The sequence below is a fragment of the Acinetobacter gerneri DSM 14967 = CIP 107464 = MTCC 9824 genome, assembly GCF_000368565.1.
In the GTDB taxonomy this organism is placed as follows: domain Bacteria; phylum Pseudomonadota; class Gammaproteobacteria; order Pseudomonadales; family Moraxellaceae; genus Acinetobacter; species Acinetobacter gerneri.
This window is the reverse complement of sequence record NZ_KB849543.1, coordinates 1-20,665: the sequence shown is the minus strand read 5'-3', so window position 1 is coordinate 20,665 and position 20,665 is coordinate 1. Positions and strand designations below refer to the sequence as shown.

General features: G+C 40.2%; 14 protein-coding genes, 2 tRNA genes and 3 rRNA genes. 5 read left to right on the top strand and 14 right to left on the bottom strand.

Features of this window, described 5'->3' with window-relative positions:
• Positions 1–192: 192 nt before the first annotated feature.
• The gene (gene filA, locus F960_RS08490) at positions 193–1,080 is read right to left on the bottom strand and encodes a putative pilus system protein FilA (protein WP_004862654.1); all 888 of its coding nucleotides are present in this window, start codon (positions 1,078–1,080) and stop codon (positions 193–195) included.
• A 261-nt stretch (positions 1,081–1,341) separates the two neighbouring features.
• Here filA and F960_RS08485 point away from each other — a divergent pair, with 261 nt between their 5' ends.
• Positions 1,342–2,700: an anthranilate synthase component I family protein gene (locus tag F960_RS08485; protein WP_004862652.1), complete on the top strand. Its 1,359-nt coding sequence runs from the start codon at positions 1,342–1,344 to the stop codon at positions 2,698–2,700.
• Between the two features lie 109 nt (positions 2,701–2,809).
• Here F960_RS08485 and hisC read toward each other — a convergent pair whose 3' ends face one another.
• The 7 genes from hisC to F960_RS08450 form a co-directional block, all read right to left on the bottom strand.
• Positions 2,810–3,901, bottom strand: a complete 1,092-nt coding sequence (hisC, locus tag F960_RS08480; protein WP_004862648.1) for a histidinol-phosphate transaminase — start codon at positions 3,899–3,901, stop codon at positions 2,810–2,812.
• A gap of 316 nt (positions 3,902–4,217) precedes the next feature.
• Entirely contained in the window at positions 4,218–5,519 is a 1,302-nt protein-coding gene (gene hisD / locus F960_RS08475; RefSeq protein ID WP_169333011.1) for a histidinol dehydrogenase, read from the bottom strand.
• 183 nt (positions 5,520–5,702) lie between these two features.
• Positions 5,703–6,398 (bottom strand): ATP phosphoribosyltransferase, encoded by a 696-nt coding sequence (gene hisG, locus F960_RS08470; protein WP_004862643.1) that lies wholly within the window; start codon positions 6,396–6,398, stop codon positions 5,703–5,705.
• Positions 6,395–7,654, bottom strand: coding sequence for a UDP-N-acetylglucosamine 1-carboxyvinyltransferase (gene murA / locus F960_RS08465; protein ID WP_004862638.1), 1,260 nt, complete (start codon positions 7,652–7,654; stop codon positions 6,395–6,397). The genes hisG and murA overlap by 4 nt, the downstream gene beginning before the upstream one ends.
• A 6-nt stretch (positions 7,655–7,660) precedes the next feature.
• Complete coding sequence (gene ibaG / locus F960_RS08460) at positions 7,661–7,912, bottom strand: BolA family iron metabolism protein IbaG (protein ID WP_004862636.1); 252 nt, start codon at positions 7,910–7,912, stop codon at positions 7,661–7,663.
• 192 nt (positions 7,913–8,104) lie between these two features.
• Complete coding sequence (gene hpf / locus F960_RS08455) at positions 8,105–8,446, bottom strand: ribosome hibernation-promoting factor, HPF/YfiA family (RefSeq protein ID WP_004862634.1); 342 nt, start codon at positions 8,444–8,446, stop codon at positions 8,105–8,107.
• A 188-nt stretch (positions 8,447–8,634) separates the two neighbouring features.
• Positions 8,635–10,083, bottom strand: coding sequence for an RNA polymerase factor sigma-54 (locus F960_RS08450; RefSeq protein ID WP_004862633.1), 1,449 nt, complete (start codon positions 10,081–10,083; stop codon positions 8,635–8,637).
• Between the two features lie 649 nt (positions 10,084–10,732).
• Between F960_RS08450 and F960_RS08445 the strand changes: the two genes are divergently transcribed.
• The 4 genes from F960_RS08445 (at position 10,733) to F960_RS08430 (ending at position 13,999) form a co-directional block, all read left to right on the top strand.
• Positions 10,733–11,632, top strand: a complete 900-nt coding sequence (locus tag F960_RS08445) for an amino acid ABC transporter substrate-binding protein (RefSeq protein WP_004862629.1) — start codon at positions 10,733–10,735, stop codon at positions 11,630–11,632.
• An 87-nt stretch (positions 11,633–11,719) separates the two neighbouring features.
• Positions 11,720–12,562 carry an amino acid ABC transporter permease gene (locus tag F960_RS08440; protein WP_004862628.1) on the top strand — a complete coding sequence of 281 codons (843 nt, stop codon included), beginning with the start codon at positions 11,720–11,722 and terminating at the stop codon, positions 12,560–12,562.
• 2 nt (positions 12,563–12,564) lie between these two features.
• Positions 12,565–13,242 (top strand): amino acid ABC transporter permease, encoded by a 678-nt coding sequence (locus F960_RS08435; protein ID WP_004862625.1) that lies wholly within the window; start codon positions 12,565–12,567, stop codon positions 13,240–13,242.
• A 13-nt stretch (positions 13,243–13,255) separates the two neighbouring features.
• Complete coding sequence (locus F960_RS08430) at positions 13,256–13,999, top strand: amino acid ABC transporter ATP-binding protein (RefSeq protein WP_004862620.1); 744 nt, start codon at positions 13,256–13,258, stop codon at positions 13,997–13,999.
• 136 nt (positions 14,000–14,135) lie between these two features.
• Here F960_RS08430 and F960_RS21515 read toward each other — a convergent pair whose 3' ends face one another.
• From F960_RS21515 to F960_RS08400, 6 genes are all read right to left on the bottom strand, one after another.
• The gene (locus F960_RS21515; protein ID WP_004862617.1) at positions 14,136–15,077 is read right to left on the bottom strand and encodes a DUF1444 domain-containing protein; all 942 of its coding nucleotides are present in this window, start codon (positions 15,075–15,077) and stop codon (positions 14,136–14,138) included.
• Between the two features lie 43 nt (positions 15,078–15,120).
• Positions 15,121–15,235, bottom strand: a 5S ribosomal RNA gene (rrf, locus tag F960_RS08420).
• 170 nt (positions 15,236–15,405) lie between these two features.
• A 23S ribosomal RNA gene (locus F960_RS08415) occupies positions 15,406–18,296 on the bottom strand.
• A gap of 392 nt (positions 18,297–18,688) precedes the next feature.
• Positions 18,689–18,764: transfer RNA gene (locus F960_RS08410), tRNA-Ala, on the bottom strand.
• Between the two features lie 55 nt (positions 18,765–18,819).
• Positions 18,820–18,896 (bottom strand) — tRNA-Ile (locus F960_RS08405).
• A gap of 60 nt (positions 18,897–18,956) precedes the next feature.
• Positions 18,957–20,494 (bottom strand): 16S ribosomal RNA (locus tag F960_RS08400).
• The 16S, 23S and 5S rRNA genes sit together here with 2 tRNA genes alongside, the layout of an rRNA operon.
• Between the last annotated feature and the right edge of the window lie 171 nt (positions 20,495–20,665).

The window sequence follows — 20,665 nt, the reverse complement described above, 5'->3', positions numbered from 1 at the left end:
TTTTTTATTTTTTACAATAATTAGTCATCTTTTTTGTTAAAAAAGCACAATTATCACTCATTTTATCAAAACACTTCACACTATTGAGCTAAAACCACAAGTAATCAATAGCTTGTTTTAATATATTTTATGATTTAACACACTAATCATAAAAAAAGCGCGTAAAGTACGCGCTTTTTTTTAAAAACTGAATTAGTGACCAGTAATTGTGATCACAGCACCTGGAGTTGTACCAGCAGCACCGTTAAATACTTTCAAACCACTGATTTGGACATCACCAATTGATTTAGCTGTATCGCTACCCAATTTGATTGATTGAATATACATATCAGATGAAGATTTCAAAGCTGTTACTTTTAAACCACCAGTAGTTACTGCTACATCAGCATTAAGCGCCATGTCAGCAGAACCAGTGTCGTTTAATTTGATTTTGCCAAGAACGATATCACCACCACCAGCTGCAGAAGCATCATGTAAAGAGATATTGCTGATCGTCAAACCACCTTGCATTACGCCGTCCAATTTGATCATCGCACCTTGTGGTGTGTTACCCAATTGGATGTTTGCAGTTGTAACACCAGTTGTTAAATTCAAACCATTTAAGATCGTTGCAGAATTTGAACCTGCTGTATAAAAACCTGTTGTACCATCAGCAGTTGCATCAGTTACATTGATTTTACCAATTGCAATATTCAAACCAGAAACCGCAGCAACTACGTTAAGGAATGGTTTACCACCACCAGCATCTGTATCAATTGTGATATCAGCAAGGTTATGGCTAGTCAACAAAGATGCAGCATTAGCAGTTAATTGAACACCTTGAACATCGATAGAACCAGCTTTACCAGTACCGCCAATGATTGTAGTCGCAGTACCTGGGATTTTAGCATCAGTTGCTAAACCATCACCATCGTGAACATATAAGTGATCAATAGAAACCGCAGAAATACCAAGACCGATACTGATACCATCCTGACCAGTCGTTGCACTTAGCGCAGAATCGTCCATTTTTTCCATTGCCATTGCATTAGCGCTGATTGCTACCGCAGAAACTAGAGCAAGTTTAGCGAATAATTTCATATGTCTCTCCCAAGAGCATTTTTTTTCATTTTTAACCACTCTCCGCAGCATCAGTTGTTTTTTTGTTTTTTTAACAAGCTAACACTTCAATCCTTGAGTAGTCCGTTTTGCCTTTTTAAAGTAACCTCATGTTAATTTTTGTTCAACTAGAGTTTATTAAAAATAGCTAAATAACCGATAAACGGCATTTCTGTGATGTATTATACATTTTGAAAAACCGTTTTATAGTAAACTTTTAAAAATTTTATTGTTTTGATTACGATGATAAACCCTTCTTTTTTCAAAAAATCTTTAGGATATACGACAAAACAACTTCCTCAGATCCTAAAAAGTTTGAGTGTTTTAAACGGTTTTATTTATGTAAAAAATAATAAACAGCCCATTATTGCGATATTGCCATCAAATTATTTTTTAAATACCTCGACTGGTATTCAATTATTTACAAGAAATGATAAGCTCGAATATACCCCTAATAATGGGCAAAACATATTTGAATTTGTGCAAACTAATAACTTGAATTTTCATTCAAATAATAATGAATTTAATGGCGGATACATGGGATTCGTAAGTTATGATTATGCTGCACAAAATCAAATTAATTGTTCAGTTAAACTACAACCTAGTCTTTATATTGGACAATATGATACATTTTTAAAATTTGAAAACGATCAACTTTTTTTATACAGTTATGAAGAAAATCACAATAAAATTACTGATTTAATTGAGAAAACCTTAGATAAAAATATAATATCAGTAAATAATGCATTTCGACTCAAGGCACCTATTAGAGCCAGATGGGATAAACACCAATATCAAGCAGCATTTAACAGTATTCAAAATTATATTAAAGCGGGTGACTGTTATCAGATTAATCTCACTCAGGAATTTAGTGCAGAGTGTTCTGGAAATTTAATAGATATATCACATGATTTATGGAACTTAACTGAAGCGCCCTATTCGGGTTTTTTAAGTATAGATGGGCTACAAATTTTAAGCTGTTCACCTGAACTTTTTATCGATTTCAATGCTGGAAAACAACTCGTCACTCGCCCGATTAAGGGCACAATGCCTCGATATGTGGACGAAAAACTAGACCAAGAGTCAAAACAAAAACTAAAAAACTCTCAAAAAGACCAAGCAGAGAACTTGATGATCGTCGATTTACTGCGAAATGATCTTAGTGTTTATGCAGAAATAGGCTCTGTCAAAACTCCCAAACTGTTCGAAATTGAAAGTTTCAATCAAGTGCATCACATGGTAAGTGAAATTACGGCGACCTTAAAAGCAGATATCAATCCTTTTAAAGTACTCATTGATGCTTTGCCTGGAGGTTCAATTACAGGTGCCCCAAAAATCCGTGCCATGCAAATCATTGATGAATTGGAGGGCGCTCCACGTGGTGCTTACTGTGGTTCACTTGGTTATTTCAATTATGATGGCACGGGAAGTTGGAATATTTTGATTCGCTCAGTTCAAAAGTATCAAGAACAGCTGTCAATCTGGGCTGGCGGCGGCATTACGATTGCTTCTGATTGTGATGCAGAATATCAAGAATGTTTCGATAAAGTCTCTGCAATGCTTGATTTAATCAATACTTGGTATAAGCCCGAATCAGATTAAACCTCTAAAACATACTTTCTAGAGCTCTTGTAAAAACTCTAAATGGTCCAAAAATAAAAAAGTCCGTGCAATTCTACACGGACTTTTTATTGGTACTCAAACTTTGAAATTATTTTAAAATTTCATTTTTGAGAGTATCAACGAGACGCTGATTTTCTTGTTCTGTACCAATCGTAATACGTAAGTACTGATCAATACGCGCTTTATTGAAGTAACGAACAATAATGCCTTTTTCACGTAATTCTGTCGCTAGTTTCCCTGCATCTTTTGCTGGCAAAGTCACGAAAATAAAATTGGCTTTAGATGGTAAAACTTTAAATCCTAAAGCCTCTAAATCTTTAACCAGTTTTTCGCGATTGTTGATGACTTTTTGACATTGTTCTACAAAATATTCTTGATCTTCAAATGAAGCCACTGCTGCTGCTATTGCGAAACGATCAATTGGATATGAGTTAAAACTATTTTTCACTGCCTCAAGTGCAGCGATTAAATGCGCTTGAGCAATAGCAAAACCAACACGTAAGCCCGCCAAAGAGCGTGATTTTGAAGTGGTTTGACACACAACTAAATTGTCGTATTTATTCACCAAAGACACCGCAGACTCTGCACCAAAATCAACATAAGCCTCATCAATCACGACCACTCGATCAGGATTGGCTTGCAATATTTCTTCAATTTTATCGAGTGGCAACGCAATACTGGTTGGAGCGTTTGGATTAGCGATAATCACGCCGCCATTTGGCTGCTTATAATCAGCTACATCGATTTCAAAGTTATCATTGACTGGAATAACTTTGGTTTTAGCTGCAAAAAACTGGCTATATACAGGATAAAAACTATAGCTAATATCTGGATATAGCACCGCTTCATCGTGTAGGAAAAATGCTTTGTAAATATGTGCCAAAACTTCGTCAGAACCATTGCCAACAAAGACTTGATTGATTTCAACGCCTTGTTGTTTTGCAATTGCTTGTTTTAATGCACTTGCATCAGGATCTGGATATAAACGTAAAGCATCTGCCGAATGTTCAAGCACAGCTTGTACAGCTGCGACCACTTTTGGTGATGGCGGAAATGGATTTTCGTTGGTATTTAACTTAATCAAGTTTTGGATTTTGGGTTGTTCGCCTGGCACATAAGGTTCTAACTCACGTACCGCAGGACTCCAAAATCGCATTTGTTCAGTTGTAATATTTGACATTATTTTCATATCTCATTTTATTTACTAAAACTCCCTGCTTTTATCAGAGGGTTTAGGGAGCAGATAGTTTTGTTTTCCCTAATTTTAACTTTAGTAAAAAATTAATTTTCCCTCTCCCACATTCTCTTATCACATGTACAAGGAGAGGGTTTGTTCCTTTAAAATGATTAAATGAATGTTGATTAGTCTAGACATGCTTCCTCGTTCCATTCATGAGATACGATATAGTCTGACTGGAGGAAAAGAGTTATTCCCCTCTCCTCACCTATTCCACAAAAAGTGAAACATTCATTTTCAAATCAATCAGGGCTTTAACTTAGTTATAACGGTAACGTGCAGAACGTGCGTGGGCATCCAGATTTTCCTGTTGCGCCAAGATATCCGCTGTTTTTGCCAAAGGTTTCACCCCTTGTTCAGAACACATGATCAAACTTGAACGCTTTTGAAAATCATAAACACCTAAAGGTGATGAAAAACGCGCTGTTCCTGAAGTCGGCAGTACGTGGTTTGGACCCGCACAATAATCACCAATCGCTTCTGGTGTATAGCGTCCCATAAAGATCGCACCCGCATGGCGAATGTGTTCAGACATTGCTTGTGCATCATCTAAGCATAACTCTAAATGTTCAGGAGCAACTTGATTGATCAAGTCAATTGCTTCTTGGCGATCTTTAACCAAGACCAATGCACCACGATTGGCAATCGAAGTACGTGCGATATCCGCTTTCGGTAAAGCAGCCAAATGCTCTTCGATGGCTTGTTCTACTTCATTTAAAAGCTGTTCATCAGGTGTAATAAAAATCGCTTGTGCAACTGTATCGTGTTCCGCTTGTGACAATACATCCATGGCTAACCATTTAGCATTATTCTGACCTTCAGCATAGACCAAAATCTCAGATGGTCCTGCGATCATATCAATACCAACTTGACCAAATACCGCACGTTTTGCCGCAGCAACGAAACGGTTACCCGGCCCAGTGATTTTATCAACCTGTGGAATCGTTGTCGTACCATAAGCCAGTGCAGCCACTGCTTGCGCACCACCAATGGTAAACACACGATGTACACCTGCCAAATATGCAGCTGCGAGTACCAATGGATTCAATTCGCCATTTGGCGCAGGCACAACCATGATAATTTCAGCAACACCCGCAACATGAGCAGGCACAGCATTCATCAAAACTGAAGATGGATAAGAAGCCAAACCGCCCGGAACATAGATCCCAACACGATCAAGTGGTGTTACTTTTTGACCCAATGTATTGCCGAGCTCATCCACATAAGTCCAGCCCTCTTGTTTTTGGGCTTGGTGGAAAGTACGAATCCGGTTTGCTGCCATTTCCAAAGCATCACGCACTTCAGAAGTTAAACCTTCAAACGCTGCTTTGAGCTGCTCTTGTGACAATTCTAAATCTGAAAATTGATGCGCTGGATGTCGATCGAATTGTTGAGTGAGTTTAAGTACATGTGCATCACCATGTTGGCGTACATCTGCAATAATTTGGTCTACTGTTTTTAAAAGTTCAGGATCACTCACTGTTTCAAAAGCCAACAAATCAGCAAAGACTTGCTTAAAATTTTGCTCTTGAGTCGATAAACGTCGCATCAATTTACCCACAAAGATTATAGAAAGGGAATCTTTAGTTTACCTTGTTTCAAATGCTTTGTGGGTAAGGATTCATCATGAAAATAAGGAATATGATGGGAAAATACTTTTGATGAGATAGGTTTTTTCTTCTGAAACAAAAAACCGCCGATAAATCGACGGTATTTTAAAAAACATCATAAAAACTACAATGAATTATTTATTTGCTTCTCGTTCATTGACTGCTTTTTCAAGCTGCGCAAGAATCGGATTAAGTAGCTCTTGTTTACGCTTATAGCTGGCTTTGTTGACGATCAAACGTGAAGACACTTTGCAAATTTCTTCCAAAGGCTCTAGACCATTGGCACGTAAAGTATTGCCTGTATCGACCACATCGACAATGTAATCACCCAAACCAACAAGCGGTGCAAGTTCCATCGAACCATAAAGTTTGATGACATCAACTTGCTCGCCCAAGCTTGCATAATATTGGCGGGTTAAATTGACATATTTAGTGGCAATTTTTAAACGCCCTTTAGGACGAACCATACCCACTTTACCCGCTGTCATCAATTTACAGTTGGCAATTTTCAAATCTAGAGGCTCATAAACGTTTTGCGCGCCATGCTCCATCAACACATCTTTACCAGCAACACCGATATCTGCTGCACCATTTTCAACATAAGTGGGTACATCAGAAGCACGTAAAATCAAAATACGTACATGTTTATGTGTTGTTGGAAAAATTAACTTACGAGATTTATCTGGATCTTCAAGTAAGTTAATTCCAGCTGTTTCCAAAAGTGGTAAGGTTTCTTTTAAAATACGTCCCTTACTTAATGCCAAAGTTAAACCATGATCAAAATTACCCATTACGTTAAAATTAGGATCATCGTTTCTTAAGTCATTCATTCACTTACTCGCTTAATTTGCGCACCAAGACCTTGTAATTTTGCTTCGATATTTTCATAACCGCGGTCAATATGGTAAATACGGTCAATCAATGTTTCACCTTCGGCTGCAAGTGCTGCTAAAACCAAAGAGAATGAAGCGCGTAAATCTGTTGCCATCACAGGCGCAGCTGAAAGTTTTTCAACACCTGTTACGATTGCATCATTGCCTTCGACCTGAATATTTGCGCCCATACGTGACAATTCAGGTACATGCATAAAACGGTTTTCAAAAATCGTTTCTGAAATTGTTGCAAAACCACGACCAATAGCATTGACGGCCATAAGCTGTGCTTGCATATCCGTTGGAAATTCTGGATGTGGCAACGTTTGGAAGCTAACAGCTTTTGGACGTTTACCCATCATATCGAGTTCGATCCAGTCATCTCCACGAGTAACTTCTGCACCCATTTCTTCAAATTTATCCAAAACTGATTCGAGTAAATTTGGATCGGTGTGCGTTGTTTTTACTCGTCCGCCCGTAATCGCAGCAGCAGCAAGATAAGAACCTGTTTCGATACGATCAGCTACAACGGCATATTCACAGCCATGTAAGCTTTCAACACCTGTAACCACTAAAGTATCGGTATCTAGACCTTCGATTTTTGCACCCATTTTAATCAACATTTGTGCAAGATCTGTGATCTCTGGCTCACGCGCAGCATTACGAATCGTGGTTACACCGTCTGCTAGAACAGCAGCGGTTAAAATATTTTCAGTACCACCAACAGTCACCATGTCAAAAACGACTTCGCCACCTTTTAAGCGACCATCTACTTTGGCATGCACATAACCTGCTTCAACTTCAATCTCAGCCCCTAAAGCTTCGAGTGCTTTTAAATGTTGATCGACAGGACGAGAACCAATCGCACAACCACCCGGTAAAGATACTTTGGCACTACCATAGCGAGCAAGCAATGGACCAAGTACCAAAATAGAGGCACGCATGGTTTTTACCAATTCGTATGGTGCAAACTGATTGTCCAAAGTTGAAGTGTCGGCAACGACCGTTTCACCTTCATAACTAATTTTTACGCCCAAACCCGCGATCAGCTTCACCAATGTATTTACATCTTTTAAGTTAGGTACATTGGTTAAAGTAATCGGCGAATCCGCCAAAATCATAGCGGCAAGTAAAGGAAGTGCTGCGTTTTTAGCACCTGAAATGCGTACTTCGCCCTCAAGTTTAACGCCACCTTGAATTAAAAATTTATCCATTAAATATTAAGCTCCGAACAGGCTTGCTTTACGCCATTCTTCTTTTGTCATTGCGCGGATGGTGACAGCGTGAACTTCACCACTAGCAATATAAGTGTTTAATGGAGCATATACTGATTGTTGACGTGCAACTGTTCTTTTACCTTCAAACTGATCGTCTACGATTCTGAGGTCAAATTTGCCTGCTTGTCCACTCACAACGACTTCAGCATCAGGAAAAGCCGCTTTTAAAATTTCGGTGAGCTGCTCACTATTCATTGCATAGACCTCTATTCATAGGATCGACAGTGTAAAAACCAAATATTTTACTATAAGTCAGCAATATAATTCACCCTTTAGATTCACTTTTACTGTAAAAAAAGAGGTTCGTGAAAACCTCTTTAAAAATTCAACTTAAAATAAAATTTTTAAAATCCAATTTAAAAAATTAAACAATGAATAATCAAAAAGTTATATCAAATCCACCATCACAGGTTGATAAGATAACTGCATTTTACGATGTCTGTGCAATTGTTTTTTTATTTTTTCAGTAAGCTTGGTAATTGAAGTATACATATCGTCAGCAGTGGCCTGAGCAAAAAGCTCTATCCCCGGCAAACGCACAATCGCTTCTGCAATGTGATTTGAACTACCTTTTTTAGATATTTTATCAATTTGATGATCTTTGCTTAGTTTGACTTGCATACTATTCACCTGATCCAGATGTTTAGTCATTTGTGCAAATTTACTACGGATGGTTTCTTCTATTGCAGGGGTGATACTTAAATGATGCCCACGAATTGTTATTTGCATAGTGCTATCCCTCTCCCATGTAAGGAAATTGAACAGTAAAGTCAAAAATACTTCATGATAATGCTTTCATCATAAAAGAATTTTATAGAAAAATATCAATCCATCATTTTGACTTACCCATCTTCTAAAACAAAAAAAGATTCATTATTTTGCAATAATGAATCTCTAGAATAGTCAGATTTTTGAGCTTAGATCAAGACTTTTCGTTCAGAAGATGAAGGAATATGTAACGATTCACGATATTTTGCGACCGTCCTTCTTGCCACATCTATACCATCTTCTTTGAGCATATTTGCAATGACATTATCAGACAATGGCTTACGCGGATTTTCAGCAGAAATCAGTTTTTTGATCATCGCGCGAATCGCTGTTGAAGAAGCTTCGCCACCTGATGTCGTGCCAACATGACTTGAAAAGAAATATTTCAATTCAAATAAACCACGAGGGGTGAGTAAGTATTTATTGGTGGTCACACGGGATACTGTAGACTCATGCAATTCAACTTCTTCAGCAACATCACGCAAGACCAAAGGCTTCATCCCTTCTGGTCCTATTTCCAAAAACTCACGCTGATATTTCACGATACAACTTGCAACTTTCAACAAGGTTTTATGTCGCTCATCAACACTTTTAATAAAGTTTTTCGCCTCAAGCATTTGGTTACGTAAGTATTGATTTTCATCACTTGAATCAGCACGACGAATCATATTTGAATAAAAAGAATTGATCCGCAGTTTTGGCATGACATCTGGGTTAAGCTGCACATGCCATGTGTCATTTTTCTTGGAAACAACAACATCTGGAATCTGATAATCCGCATCTTTTTCTTCGAACTCAAGCCCCGGATAAGGTTTCAAAGTTTTCAATAGTTCAATGGATGATTTGAGTTGATCTGTCGTTAAACCCGTTTGTTTAATCAATTTATTTAGATCATTGGATACCAACAATTCATAATGTTTTAACAGCAACAACGCTTCATGACGATAAGAGGTATTTTCTGGCAAAGCATCTAACTGAATAAATAAGCATTCAGCCAAATTACGAGCACCTGTTCCAAGTGGTTCCAAACGTTGAATATGTTTCAATACCACCAAAACTTCTTCTTGCTCGACCTCAATTTCATAGTCCAATTCAGCCAGTAAATGCTGAACAGACTCTATAATCTCAGTAATCGAAGCGTCTAAAAATCCCTTTTCATCCAAAGCATCAACGATGCAATAAGCAATCAATTTATCCACTGGAGAAAAATGCAATAAATTGACTTGTTCAAGTACATGCTCTTTTAAGCCGGTTTGACCTTGACGGTTATCTTCACGCTCTTCAAATTCGGGACGTTCGAGCGCAGTAGATTGGTGTGTATAAACATCATCCCAATCTGTGTCTACAGGAAGATCATCAGGTAAATGATCTGCATTTAATGAATTGGTCAGATCTTTGGTATCTTGTTCAGAATCTGTTTTCTCTAGACTGCTTGCTGTATCTTCTTCTACTTTTTCCAGCAATGGATTGGTTTCAAGCTGTTCTTGAATTTCTTGTTCAAGTTCTAAGCTCGACAATTGAAGCAAACGAATGGCTTGTTGCAGTTGTGGTGTCAAAGACAACGTATTTGCAACTTTCAATCCAACCGATAACTTCATAACCCCGTCCACCCGTACAAACTAAATAATGAAAAACTTGGGTAAGCAAAAATTGTGCCTATTTCATTGTTATAACACAGCACATTATGACTGAATAGCGAAATTGAAATTTTTTTCACATATTTTTTCTTTGCGGTTATTTCTAAATTATATGATTAAATAATCGATATATATCTAAGAATGACTTTATGTATCACACTCATTTTATAAAAAACAAACTTTTATAAATATTTATCGAAAATAAAACATCTCACTTCAATTTTTTATTTATATATAAATTTCAATATGTAAGATGCCAAAAAATAAAATTCGATCTGCTTAAATTCAAAATACTTAAACGTATTAAAAAATCCAACATCAAAATTATAAATACTTTTTGATCATTTATAAGCCAAAAAAAATATCATCAAGACTAGATTTTATATTTCAGTGAAATAGAATAGCCCAGTTAAATATGTGAACTTTATCACATTGTATTAGACTAAAATATATCATTTTTATCCTTTACTTATTGGAATCGAAGGTATAAAAATAATGTAATAAAGAAATATGAAGGATCATATTTCTATACAAAAACTTTGGCATGTTAAATGCTTAACTCAGTACAAGCACAAAAATGTTCAATATAAACATCAATGGAGAATGCAAAATGAAAAAATTTTCTAGCAAGGTATTAAGCACAGCATTAGGTATGTTAATGGTTGGCGGGGCTTTTTCACAAGTTCAAGCAGCAGATACTTTGGCGAAAATTAAACAAACAGGTAAAGTCATTATCGGCTATCGCGAATCTTCAGATCCAATCTCTTATGTAGTCGGCGGAAAACCGATGGGATATGCTGTAGATATCTGCAACGCCTTTGCAAGCCAATTGAAAAAAGACCTCAAAATGCCAAATCTTAAGGTCGAATACAAAGCTGTCACGTCTTCAACACGTATTCCAGAAATGCTTGCGGGCAATATTGATATGGAATGCGGTACAACAACTAACTCCGTCCAACGTCAACAACAAGTGAGCTTCTCTACCAATTATTATGCGACAGAAGTACGCATGGCAACCAAAGCCAGTGCACCAATTAAAAGCATTGCCGATCTAAATGGTAAAGCTGTGGTGACAACTCAAGGCACAACTTCTGATAAATACATCAAAATGGGTGAACGTGGTCAAAAAGTAAATGTAAATAACGTTTATGGTAAAGACCATTCTGATTCATTTGCAATGATGGCATCTGGTCGTGCTGCTGCCTTTGTAATGGATGACAATATTTTGGCTGGTTTGATTGCGAAATCCTCAAATCCTAAAGACTTCAAAATCGTAGGTCCTGTTTTATCTTCTGAACCTTATGGCATTATGCTTCCAAAAGGTGATGCAGCTTATAAGGCAATTGCCGATAAAGTTGTCACTGGCATGTGGAAAAACGGACAAATGGCTGCCCTTTATAAAAAATGGTTCCAATCTCCAATTCCGCCAAAAAATGTCAACATGAATATGCCTATGAGTTCTTCATACTTGAAACTTAAAGCACATCCAACTGATGCTGGTATCAATTAATTCTTTATAAAATAAATGATTAGCTGATCAAGAAAGCAATTTCTTGATCAGCATTTTTATAAAAAACAGATAATAAAAGGAGCACACATGTCAGTTGGCTCACTTAACTGGACATCATTTTGTCTTGCTTCCAATGAATATGGCATGGATAAAGCCGCATGGGCTGAATCCGTTTGTAAAGCCATTGGAGGTGAAAGTTATTCTCCTATAGCAGAAGCACCCACTTGGTTACAACTGCTAGGTCACGGTGTCTGGACGATGGTTTGGACTTCACTTGCTGCCTTTGTCGTGGCATTTGTACTCGGCTCATTGATTGGGATTTTGCGGACATTACCCAACAAGCCTCTATCTTTTATAGGCACATGTTATGTCGAGTTATTTCGAAATATTCCATTGATTGTGCAACTATTTTTCTGGGCTTTTGTCTTCCCAGAATTATTACCACTGAGCCTAAGTACGGGTAGCGGTGAAATGGTTCACGGTGGATGGTGGCAAAATATTTTGAATGACAATCCTGCCGCAATCGGGGTATTTGCACTCGGTTTATATACCGCAGCACGTATCGCTGAACAAATTCGTGCTGGAATCAATACCGTTTCACAAGGTCAAAAAAATGCAGCTTATGCGATCGGTTTTACCCAAAGCCAAAGTTACCGCTATGTCATTTTACCTGTAGCGTATCGTATTGTTTGGCCGACGCTCACCTCTGAAGCAATGAACGTATTTAAAAACTCTGCTGTGCTCTATGCCCTCAGCGTACTGAATTTCTTTGCTTATACCAAAACAATGCGTGAAGAAACCTCACAAGATATCGTCATTTTGATTTTGTCGACCCCTGTTTATTTGATCATCACCTATACCATCAAACTGTTTATGGCGTGGATCGAAAAACGTATGACCGTCCCAGGTCTTGGCTCAGGAGGTAAATAATCATGGATTTTAGTGTTCTAAATGATCCGAATGTGATGACCACCTTAGCTCAAGGTTTTAAGTTTACTGTGACTGTGACTATTTTATCGGTCATAGGCGGTATCTTACTTGGTACACCTTTGGCAATGATGCGCTTATCTAGCAATAAAGCTTTGAGTAGTTTTGCCAAATTTTACGTGGATTTTTTCCGTGGCGTACCGTTGATTCAGGTGATTTTCATTTTTTACTTTTTGTTGCCTAAGTTTTTCCAATTTCAATCAGACACCTATTATGGTCCACTTTTTTCAAGTGTCGTGACATTTGCCATTTTTGAAGCTGCATTTTTCTCTGAGATTGTCCGTTCTGGGATTCAATCAGTTTCAAAAGGACAAGTAAATGCAGGTTATGCACTTGGATTTACTTACGGTCAGACCATGTCCAATGTGGTTTTGCCACAAGCATTTCGCAATATGTTACCAGTGTTATTAACCCAATCTATCGTACTTTTCCAGGATGTATCATTAGTTTACGTGATTAGTGCTCCGGACTTCTTGGGTAATGCCAATACTCTTGCAAATACTTATGGTGCTGAAACCAAAGCAACATTTTATTTAGTTGTCGCAGTCGTATATTTCGTGATTTCTTTTGCCCTTTCGCGACTGGTCAAACGTTTACATCAAAAAATAGCCATAATTCGTTAACGGGAGAATCAAGATGCCAATGATAGAAATACAACATATCTCAAAATGGTATGGAGATTTTCAGGTTTTAACTGATTGCACAACTTCGATTGAAAAAGGTGAAGTTGTCGTGGTTTGCGGACCTTCAGGTTCAGGAAAATCAACACTAATCAAAACCGTTAATGCTTTAGAACCATTTCAAGAAGGCAATATCATTGTAGATGGAACGACATTAAAAGATCCGAAAACAGATCTTGCCAAGTTTAGATCTCGTGTGGGAATGGTTTTTCAACATTTCGAACTTTTCCCACATATGACTGTTTTGGACAATTTAATGATCGGTCAAATTAAAGTTCTTAAACGCTCAAAAGAGGAAGCTAAAAAGAAAGCCTTACAATATCTTGATCGTGTAGGATTGGCAGCGCACAAAGATAAATTTCCCGGTCAGCTTTCTGGTGGACAACAGCAACGTGTTGCGATCGCTCGCGGACTATGTATGGACCCCGTCTGTATGCTATTTGACGAACCGACTTCTGCCCTCGATCCAGAAATGGTCGGTGAAGTGTTGGAAGTCATGGGGACACTAGCAAAAGAAGGCATGACCATGATGTGTGTAACACATGAAATGGGCTTTGCAAAAAAAGTATCCAATCGTGTGATTTTCATGGATCAAGGAAAAATTTTAGAAGATTGCAGCACTCAAGAATTTTTTGAAAATCTTGATGCTCGACATGAAAGAACCAAATATTTCTTAGAAAAAATTGCCATGGTTGTTTAAAAATAAATCACCCCGATCAAAGTCGGGGTTTTTTATACATCTGCAGCAGGTAAATTTAAATCTAGTCTTTGAGCAAATCAAAGATTTTCTATTGGTTATTTTTATCTCTCAAATACATTTTGCAACTCAACATACACTATTCAATCACCGCCCAACCCTTCTCATTCCATTTTAATAACTTATCGGTTAAAGGGTTATGTGAATTCATTATAGTATCAGCAACGATTTTCTTTAGAGCCTCTATCGCTTGTTTAGAATCATCATCAATATAAAATAATAGATCTGTCGTTGGCATGGCTACAATCAACTTCCCCTGATGTGCTTGTGCCAAAATTTTCCATTCATCGTGAAATAAGACTCGACTCGGGTCATAAACACTTCCCGTTATATACCCTAAACTATCGACCAAATTAATATCAATCACTTCAGCTAACGGTGCTTGCTCTTTTTTAATATTCTCTAAACCCAATCGATATATCTCTTTATCATTCTTTTTTAATTCTTTAATATCATTTTGAGTCAGGATTCGCATTGCACTAGGTGTATCCATGACAACAAGTACAACAAGACCATCCACAAAGGGATAACTTTTAATCTTAGATTTAGTTAAATCAGAGGCTTGGTCTTTAACTTGTAATGCTTGTACTGCGCCATCTAAATATTCTTTTGAACGAATAATGAGCCGTATTGACTTTTGATCTACTTTTTCATTTTGTTGATCGTATAAATCCAATAAATTTCCTATGAAACGATTCAGTTCATCTGAACAATCACCCTCTTGTAGTTGGCATAAAGAAAATATTCTATCTAAGTTATATTGAAATTCATCTCCTGAACGATGAGGAATATCTACTCTTAGTTGTAATAAATCATCGATTTTTACTACACTTTCTGGCTTCATTTTCTTTACGATTGAAGCAGCATAACGTGTAAATTGCAATTTATCTAATGGGATCGTTTCAGCAAATGTATTCACTGAAAAAAACATAGCAATTAGAACAGTACTTAGAGCAAATATTTTCTTCATTTTTTTAAATCTTTTAATTGTATGCTTTGATAATAATAAATTTTTAAGCATAAAAAAATCCCCCATCTATTTAGATGAGGGATTTTGAATAATGAGCTGGCGATGACTTACTCTCACATGGGTAACCCCACACTACCATCAGCGCGAAGAGGTTTCACTTCTGAGTTCGGGAAGGGATCAGGTGGTTCACTCTTGCTATTGTCGCCAGCACAACTGTTATGGTGATTTCGGGTTTTACGTAGTCTTGCTACTTCCTTACTCTCTATCCAAATGAGTTATTAACAGAAGGCTGTTTAAGTCTGAATTTTAAGTTTTAGCATTAACTAAATCAAGCATTTTGCATTGAATTTATTGAAACATACAACTGTTTGGGTGTTGTATAGTCAAGCCTCACGATCAATTAGTATTGGTCAGCTTCACACGTCACCGTGCTTCCACATCCAACCTATCAACGTCCTAGTCTCGAACGGATCTTTAGAGGACATAAAGTCCTAGGGAAATCTTATCTTGAGGTAGGCTTCCCGCTTAGATGCTTTCAGCGGTTATCCCTTCCGAACATAGCTACCCGGCGATGCGACTGGCGTCACAACCGGTACACCAGAGGTTCGTCCACTCTGGTCCTCTCGTACTAGGAGCAGATCCTCTCAAATTTCCAGCGCCCACGGTAGATAGGGACCGAACTGTCTCACGACGTTCTAAACCCAGCTCGCGTACCTCTTTAAATGGCGAACAGCCATACCCTTGGGACCTGCTTCAGCCCCAGGATGAGATGAGCCGACATCGAGGTGCCAAACACCGCCGTCGATATGAACTCTTGGGCGGTATCAGCCTGTTATCCCCAGAGTACCTTTTATCCGTTGAGCGATGGCCCTTCCATACAGAACCACCGGATCACTAAGACCTACTTTCGTACCTGCTCGACTTGTGGGTCTCGCAGTTAAGCGCGCTTTTGCCTTTATACTCTACGCGTGATTTCCGACCACGCTGAGCGCACCTTCGTACTCCTCCGTTACTCTTTAGGAGGAGACCGCCCCAGTCAAACTACCCACCAGACATGGTCCTCGCTCCCGATTAGGGAGCAGAGTTAGAACCTCAACATTACCAGGGTGGTATTTCAAGGATGGCTCCATGGCAACTGGCGTCACCACTTCAAAGCCTCCCACCTATCCTACACAAGTAAGGTCAAAGTTCAATGTCAAGCTGCAGTAAAGGTTCACGGGGTCTTTCCGTCTAGCCGCGGGTACACTGCATCTTCACAGCGATTTCGATTTCACTGAGCCTCTGCTGGAGACAGCGCCGCCATCATTATGCCATTCGTGCAGGTCGGAACTTACCCGACAAGGAATTTCGCTACCTTAGGACCGTTATAGTTACGGCCGCCGTTTACTGGGGCTTCGATCAATAGCTTCGCTTGCGCTAACCACATCAATTAACCTTCCAGCACCGGGCAGGCATCACACCCTATACGTCCACTTTCGTGTTTGCAGAGTGCTATGTTTTTAATAAACAGTTGCAGCGGCCTGGTTTCTGTGGCTGTCATCAGCTCAAGGAGCAAGTCCTATCACCAACAACAGCGTACCTTCTCCCGAAGTTACGGTACCATTTTGCCTAGTTCCTTCAGCAGAGTTCTCTCAAGCGCTTTGGTCTACTCGACCTGACCACCTGTGTCGGTTTAGGGTACGATTCCTGTTTAACTGAAGCTTAGAGACTTTTCCTGGAAGCTTGGTATCAGCCACTTCGCTAGTAAACTAGCTTGCTATCAGATCTCAGCATAGAGCACCCCGGATTTGCCTAAGATGCATGCCTACTTCCTTCCACCTGGACAACCAACGCCAGGCTGACTTAACCTTCTCCGTCCTCTCATCGCATTAAACAGAAGTATTGGAATATTAACCAATTTCCCATCGACTACGCCTTTCGGCCTCGCCTTAGGGGTCGACTCACCCAGCCCCGATTAACGTTGGACTGGAACCCTTGGTCTTTCAGCGAACGGGTTTTTCACCCGTTTTGTCGTTACTCACGTCAGCATTCGCACTTCTGATACCTCCAGCATACTTCTCAATACACCTTCATCGGCTTACAGAACGCTCCCCTACCACTTGACTTAAAGTCAAATCCGCAGCTTCGGCACATAGTTTTAGCCCCGTTACATCTTCCGCGCAGGCCGACTCGACTAGTGAGCTATTACGCTTTCTTTAAAGGGTGGCTGCTTCTAAGCCAACCTCCTAGCTGTCTATGCCTTCCCACATCGTTTCCCACTTAACTATGATTTTGGGGCCTTAGCTGGCGGTCTGGATTGTTTTCCTCTTGACTACGGACGTTAGCACCCGCAGTCTGTCTCCCGGATAGTACTCATAGGTATTCGGAGTTTGCATCGGTTTGGTAAGTCGGGATGACCCCCTAGCCGAAACAGTGCTCTACCCCCTATGGTATTCGTCCGAGGCGCTACCTAAATAGCTTTCGGGGAGAACCAGCTATCACCGAGTTTGATTAGCCTTTCACCCCTATCCACAAGTCATCCCCTGGCTTTTCAACGACAGTGGGTTCGGTCCTCCAGTTAGTGTTACCCAACCTTCAACCTGCTCATGGATAGATCACCCGGTTTCGGGTCTATACCCAGCAACTATACGCCCTATTAAGACTCGATTTCTCTACGGCTCCCCTATGCGGTTAACCTTGCTACTGAATATAAGTCGCTGACCCATTATACAAAAGGTACGCAGTCACCGAACAAGTCGGCTCCCACTGCTTGTATGCATGCGGTTTCAGGATCTATTTCACTCCCCTCACAGGGGTTCTTTTCGCCTTTCCCTCACGGTACTGGTTCACTATCGGTCAGTCAGGAGTATTTAGCCTTGGAGGATGGTCCCCCCATATTCAGACAAGGTTTCACGTGCCTCGCCCTACTCGTCATCATAATGTGTGCCCTTTCGTGTACGGGACTATCACCCTCTACGGTCGCACTTCCCAGAGCATTCCGCTAAAACACACATTACTTAATGGGCTCTTCCCCGTTCGCTCGCCGCTACTGAGGGAATCTCAATTGATTTCTTTTCCTAAGGGTACTGAGATGTTTCACTTCCCCTCGTTCGCCTCATAAACCTATGTATTCAGTTTATGATACCTACCTTATAGTAGGTGGGTTTCCCCATTCAGAAATCTCCGGATCATAGGATATTTGCCGCCTCCCCGAAGCTTATCGCAGGCTATTACGTCTTTCATCGCCTCTGACTGCCAAGGCATCCACCACATGCACTTAATTACTTGACTATACAACCCCAAACAGTCGTTTACATTCTACAAGTGAATGTCAACGTGCAAACTTAATTGCTACAGCTTGTTGTCCTGTGAACTTAATCACCGTACAGCTTCAATTTAATTCATATACCAAAACGCTTGATTCAGTTAATTTGCTAGTTCTCAATTTCACCAAACAGTAACAATTGATTGCTACCTTCTAGTAAAATCAAGTTTGAACAATTTATTTCAGACTCAAATTTGCCAATCTGTTAATGATTTCTCTTGCCTTCGTCAGGTCAAGAAACTGTGATAAATCACAGAAGTTAACAAGATGCGTATAATACGCCAATCTCTCATTAATTTCTATAATCTATATACTTAATCGCTTGTTTTTTAACATATTCGTCAATGTTGCAAATATGTGGTGGAGACTAGGAGAGTCGAACTCCTGACCTCCTGCGTGCAAAGCAGGCGCTCTACCAACTAAGCTAAGTCCCCAGCTTAAGATCTCGATATATCTTCTTCTCTGTCGCTTTTTTCAGCTTCGTAGACTTGGTGGGTCTGACAAGACTTGAACTTGTGACCCCACGCTTATCAAGCGTGTGCTCTAACCAACTGAGCTACAGACCCTCAGATACATCAATGAAGAACAACTTGTTGTGGATTCTTGCCAGCCAATCATCTTTTCGTTAAGGAGGTGATCCAGCCGCAGGTTCCCCTACGGCTACCTTGTTACGACTTCACCCCAGTCATCGGCCACACCGTGGTAACCGCCTTCTTTGCAGTTAGGCTAGCTACTTCTGGTGCAACAAACTCCCATGGTGTGACGGGCGGTGTGTACAAGGCCCGGGAACGTATTCACCGCGGCATTCTGATCCGCGATTACTAGCGATTCCGACTTCATGGAGTCGAGTTGCAGACTCCAATCCGGACTACGATCGGCTTTTTGAGATTAGCATCACATCGCTGTGTAGCAACCCTTTGTACCGACCATTGTAGCACGTGTGTAGCCCTGGCCGTAAGGGCCATGATGACTTGACGTCGTCCCCGCCTTCCTCCAGTTTGTCACTGGCAGTATCCTTAAAGTTCCCATCCGAAATGCTGGCAAGTAAGGAAAAGGGTTGCGCTCGTTGCGGGACTTAACCCAACATCTCACGACACGAGCTGACGACAGCCATGCAGCACCTGTATCTAAGTTCCCGAAGGCACCAATCTATCTCTAGAAAGTTCTTAGTATGTCAAGGCCAGGTAAGGTTCTTCGCGTTGCATCGAATTAAACCACATGCTCCACCGCTTGTGCGGGCCCCCGTCAATTCATTTGAGTTTTAGTCTTGCGACCGTACTCCCCAGGCGGTCTACTTATCGCGTTAGCTGCGCCACTAAAGCCTCAAAGGCCCCAACGGCTAGTAGACATCGTTTACAGCATGGACTACCAGGGTATCTAATCCTGTTTGCTCCCCATGCTTTCGTACCTCAGCGTCAGTATTAGGCCAGATGGCTGCCTTCGCCATCGGTATTCCTCCAGATCTCTACGCATTTCACCGCTACACCTGGAATTCTACCATCCTCTCCCATACTCTAGCTTCCCAGTATCGAATGCAATTCCCAAGTTAAGCTCGGGGATTTCACATCCGACTTAAAAAGCCGCCTACGCACGCTTTACGCCCAGTAAATCCGATTAACGCTCGCACCCTCTGTATTACCGCGGCTGCTGGCACAGAGTTAGCCGGTGCTTATTCTGCGAGTAACGTCCACTCTCCGTAGATATTAGCTACGGGAGCCTCCTCCTCGCTTAAAGTGCTTTACAACCATAAGGCCTTCTTCACACACGCGGCATGGCTGGATCAGGGTTCCCCCCATTGTCCAATATTCCCCACTGCTGCCTCCCGTAGGAGTCTGGGCCGTGTCTCAGTCCCAGTGTGGCGGATCATCCTCTCAGACCCGCTACAGATCGTCGCCTTGGTAGGCCTTTACCCCACCAACTAGCTAATCCGACTTAGGCTCATCTATTAGCGCAAGGTCTTACGATCCCCTGCTTTCTCCCGTAGGACGTATGCGGTATTAGCGACCCTTTCGAGCCGTTATCCCCCACTAATAGGCAGATTCCTAAGTATTACTCACCCGTCCGCCGCTAGGAATCAGGTGCAAGCACCCTATCCCCGCTCGACTTGCATGTGTTAAGCCTGCCGCCAGCGTTCAATCTGAGCCATGATCAAACTCTTCAGTTAAAATCATTCGAACTTTATAAGTAAAGCTCTTAAACTTGGCTCATCAATTTTCTGACAAATATTTCTCAAATAAACTTCGAGTAATTTCTACCAATCAATCAATGATAATTTTTTTCAATGATCAACTAGCAAAAATCCACACAAGTTGTTCTTCATAATCTCTTAATGATC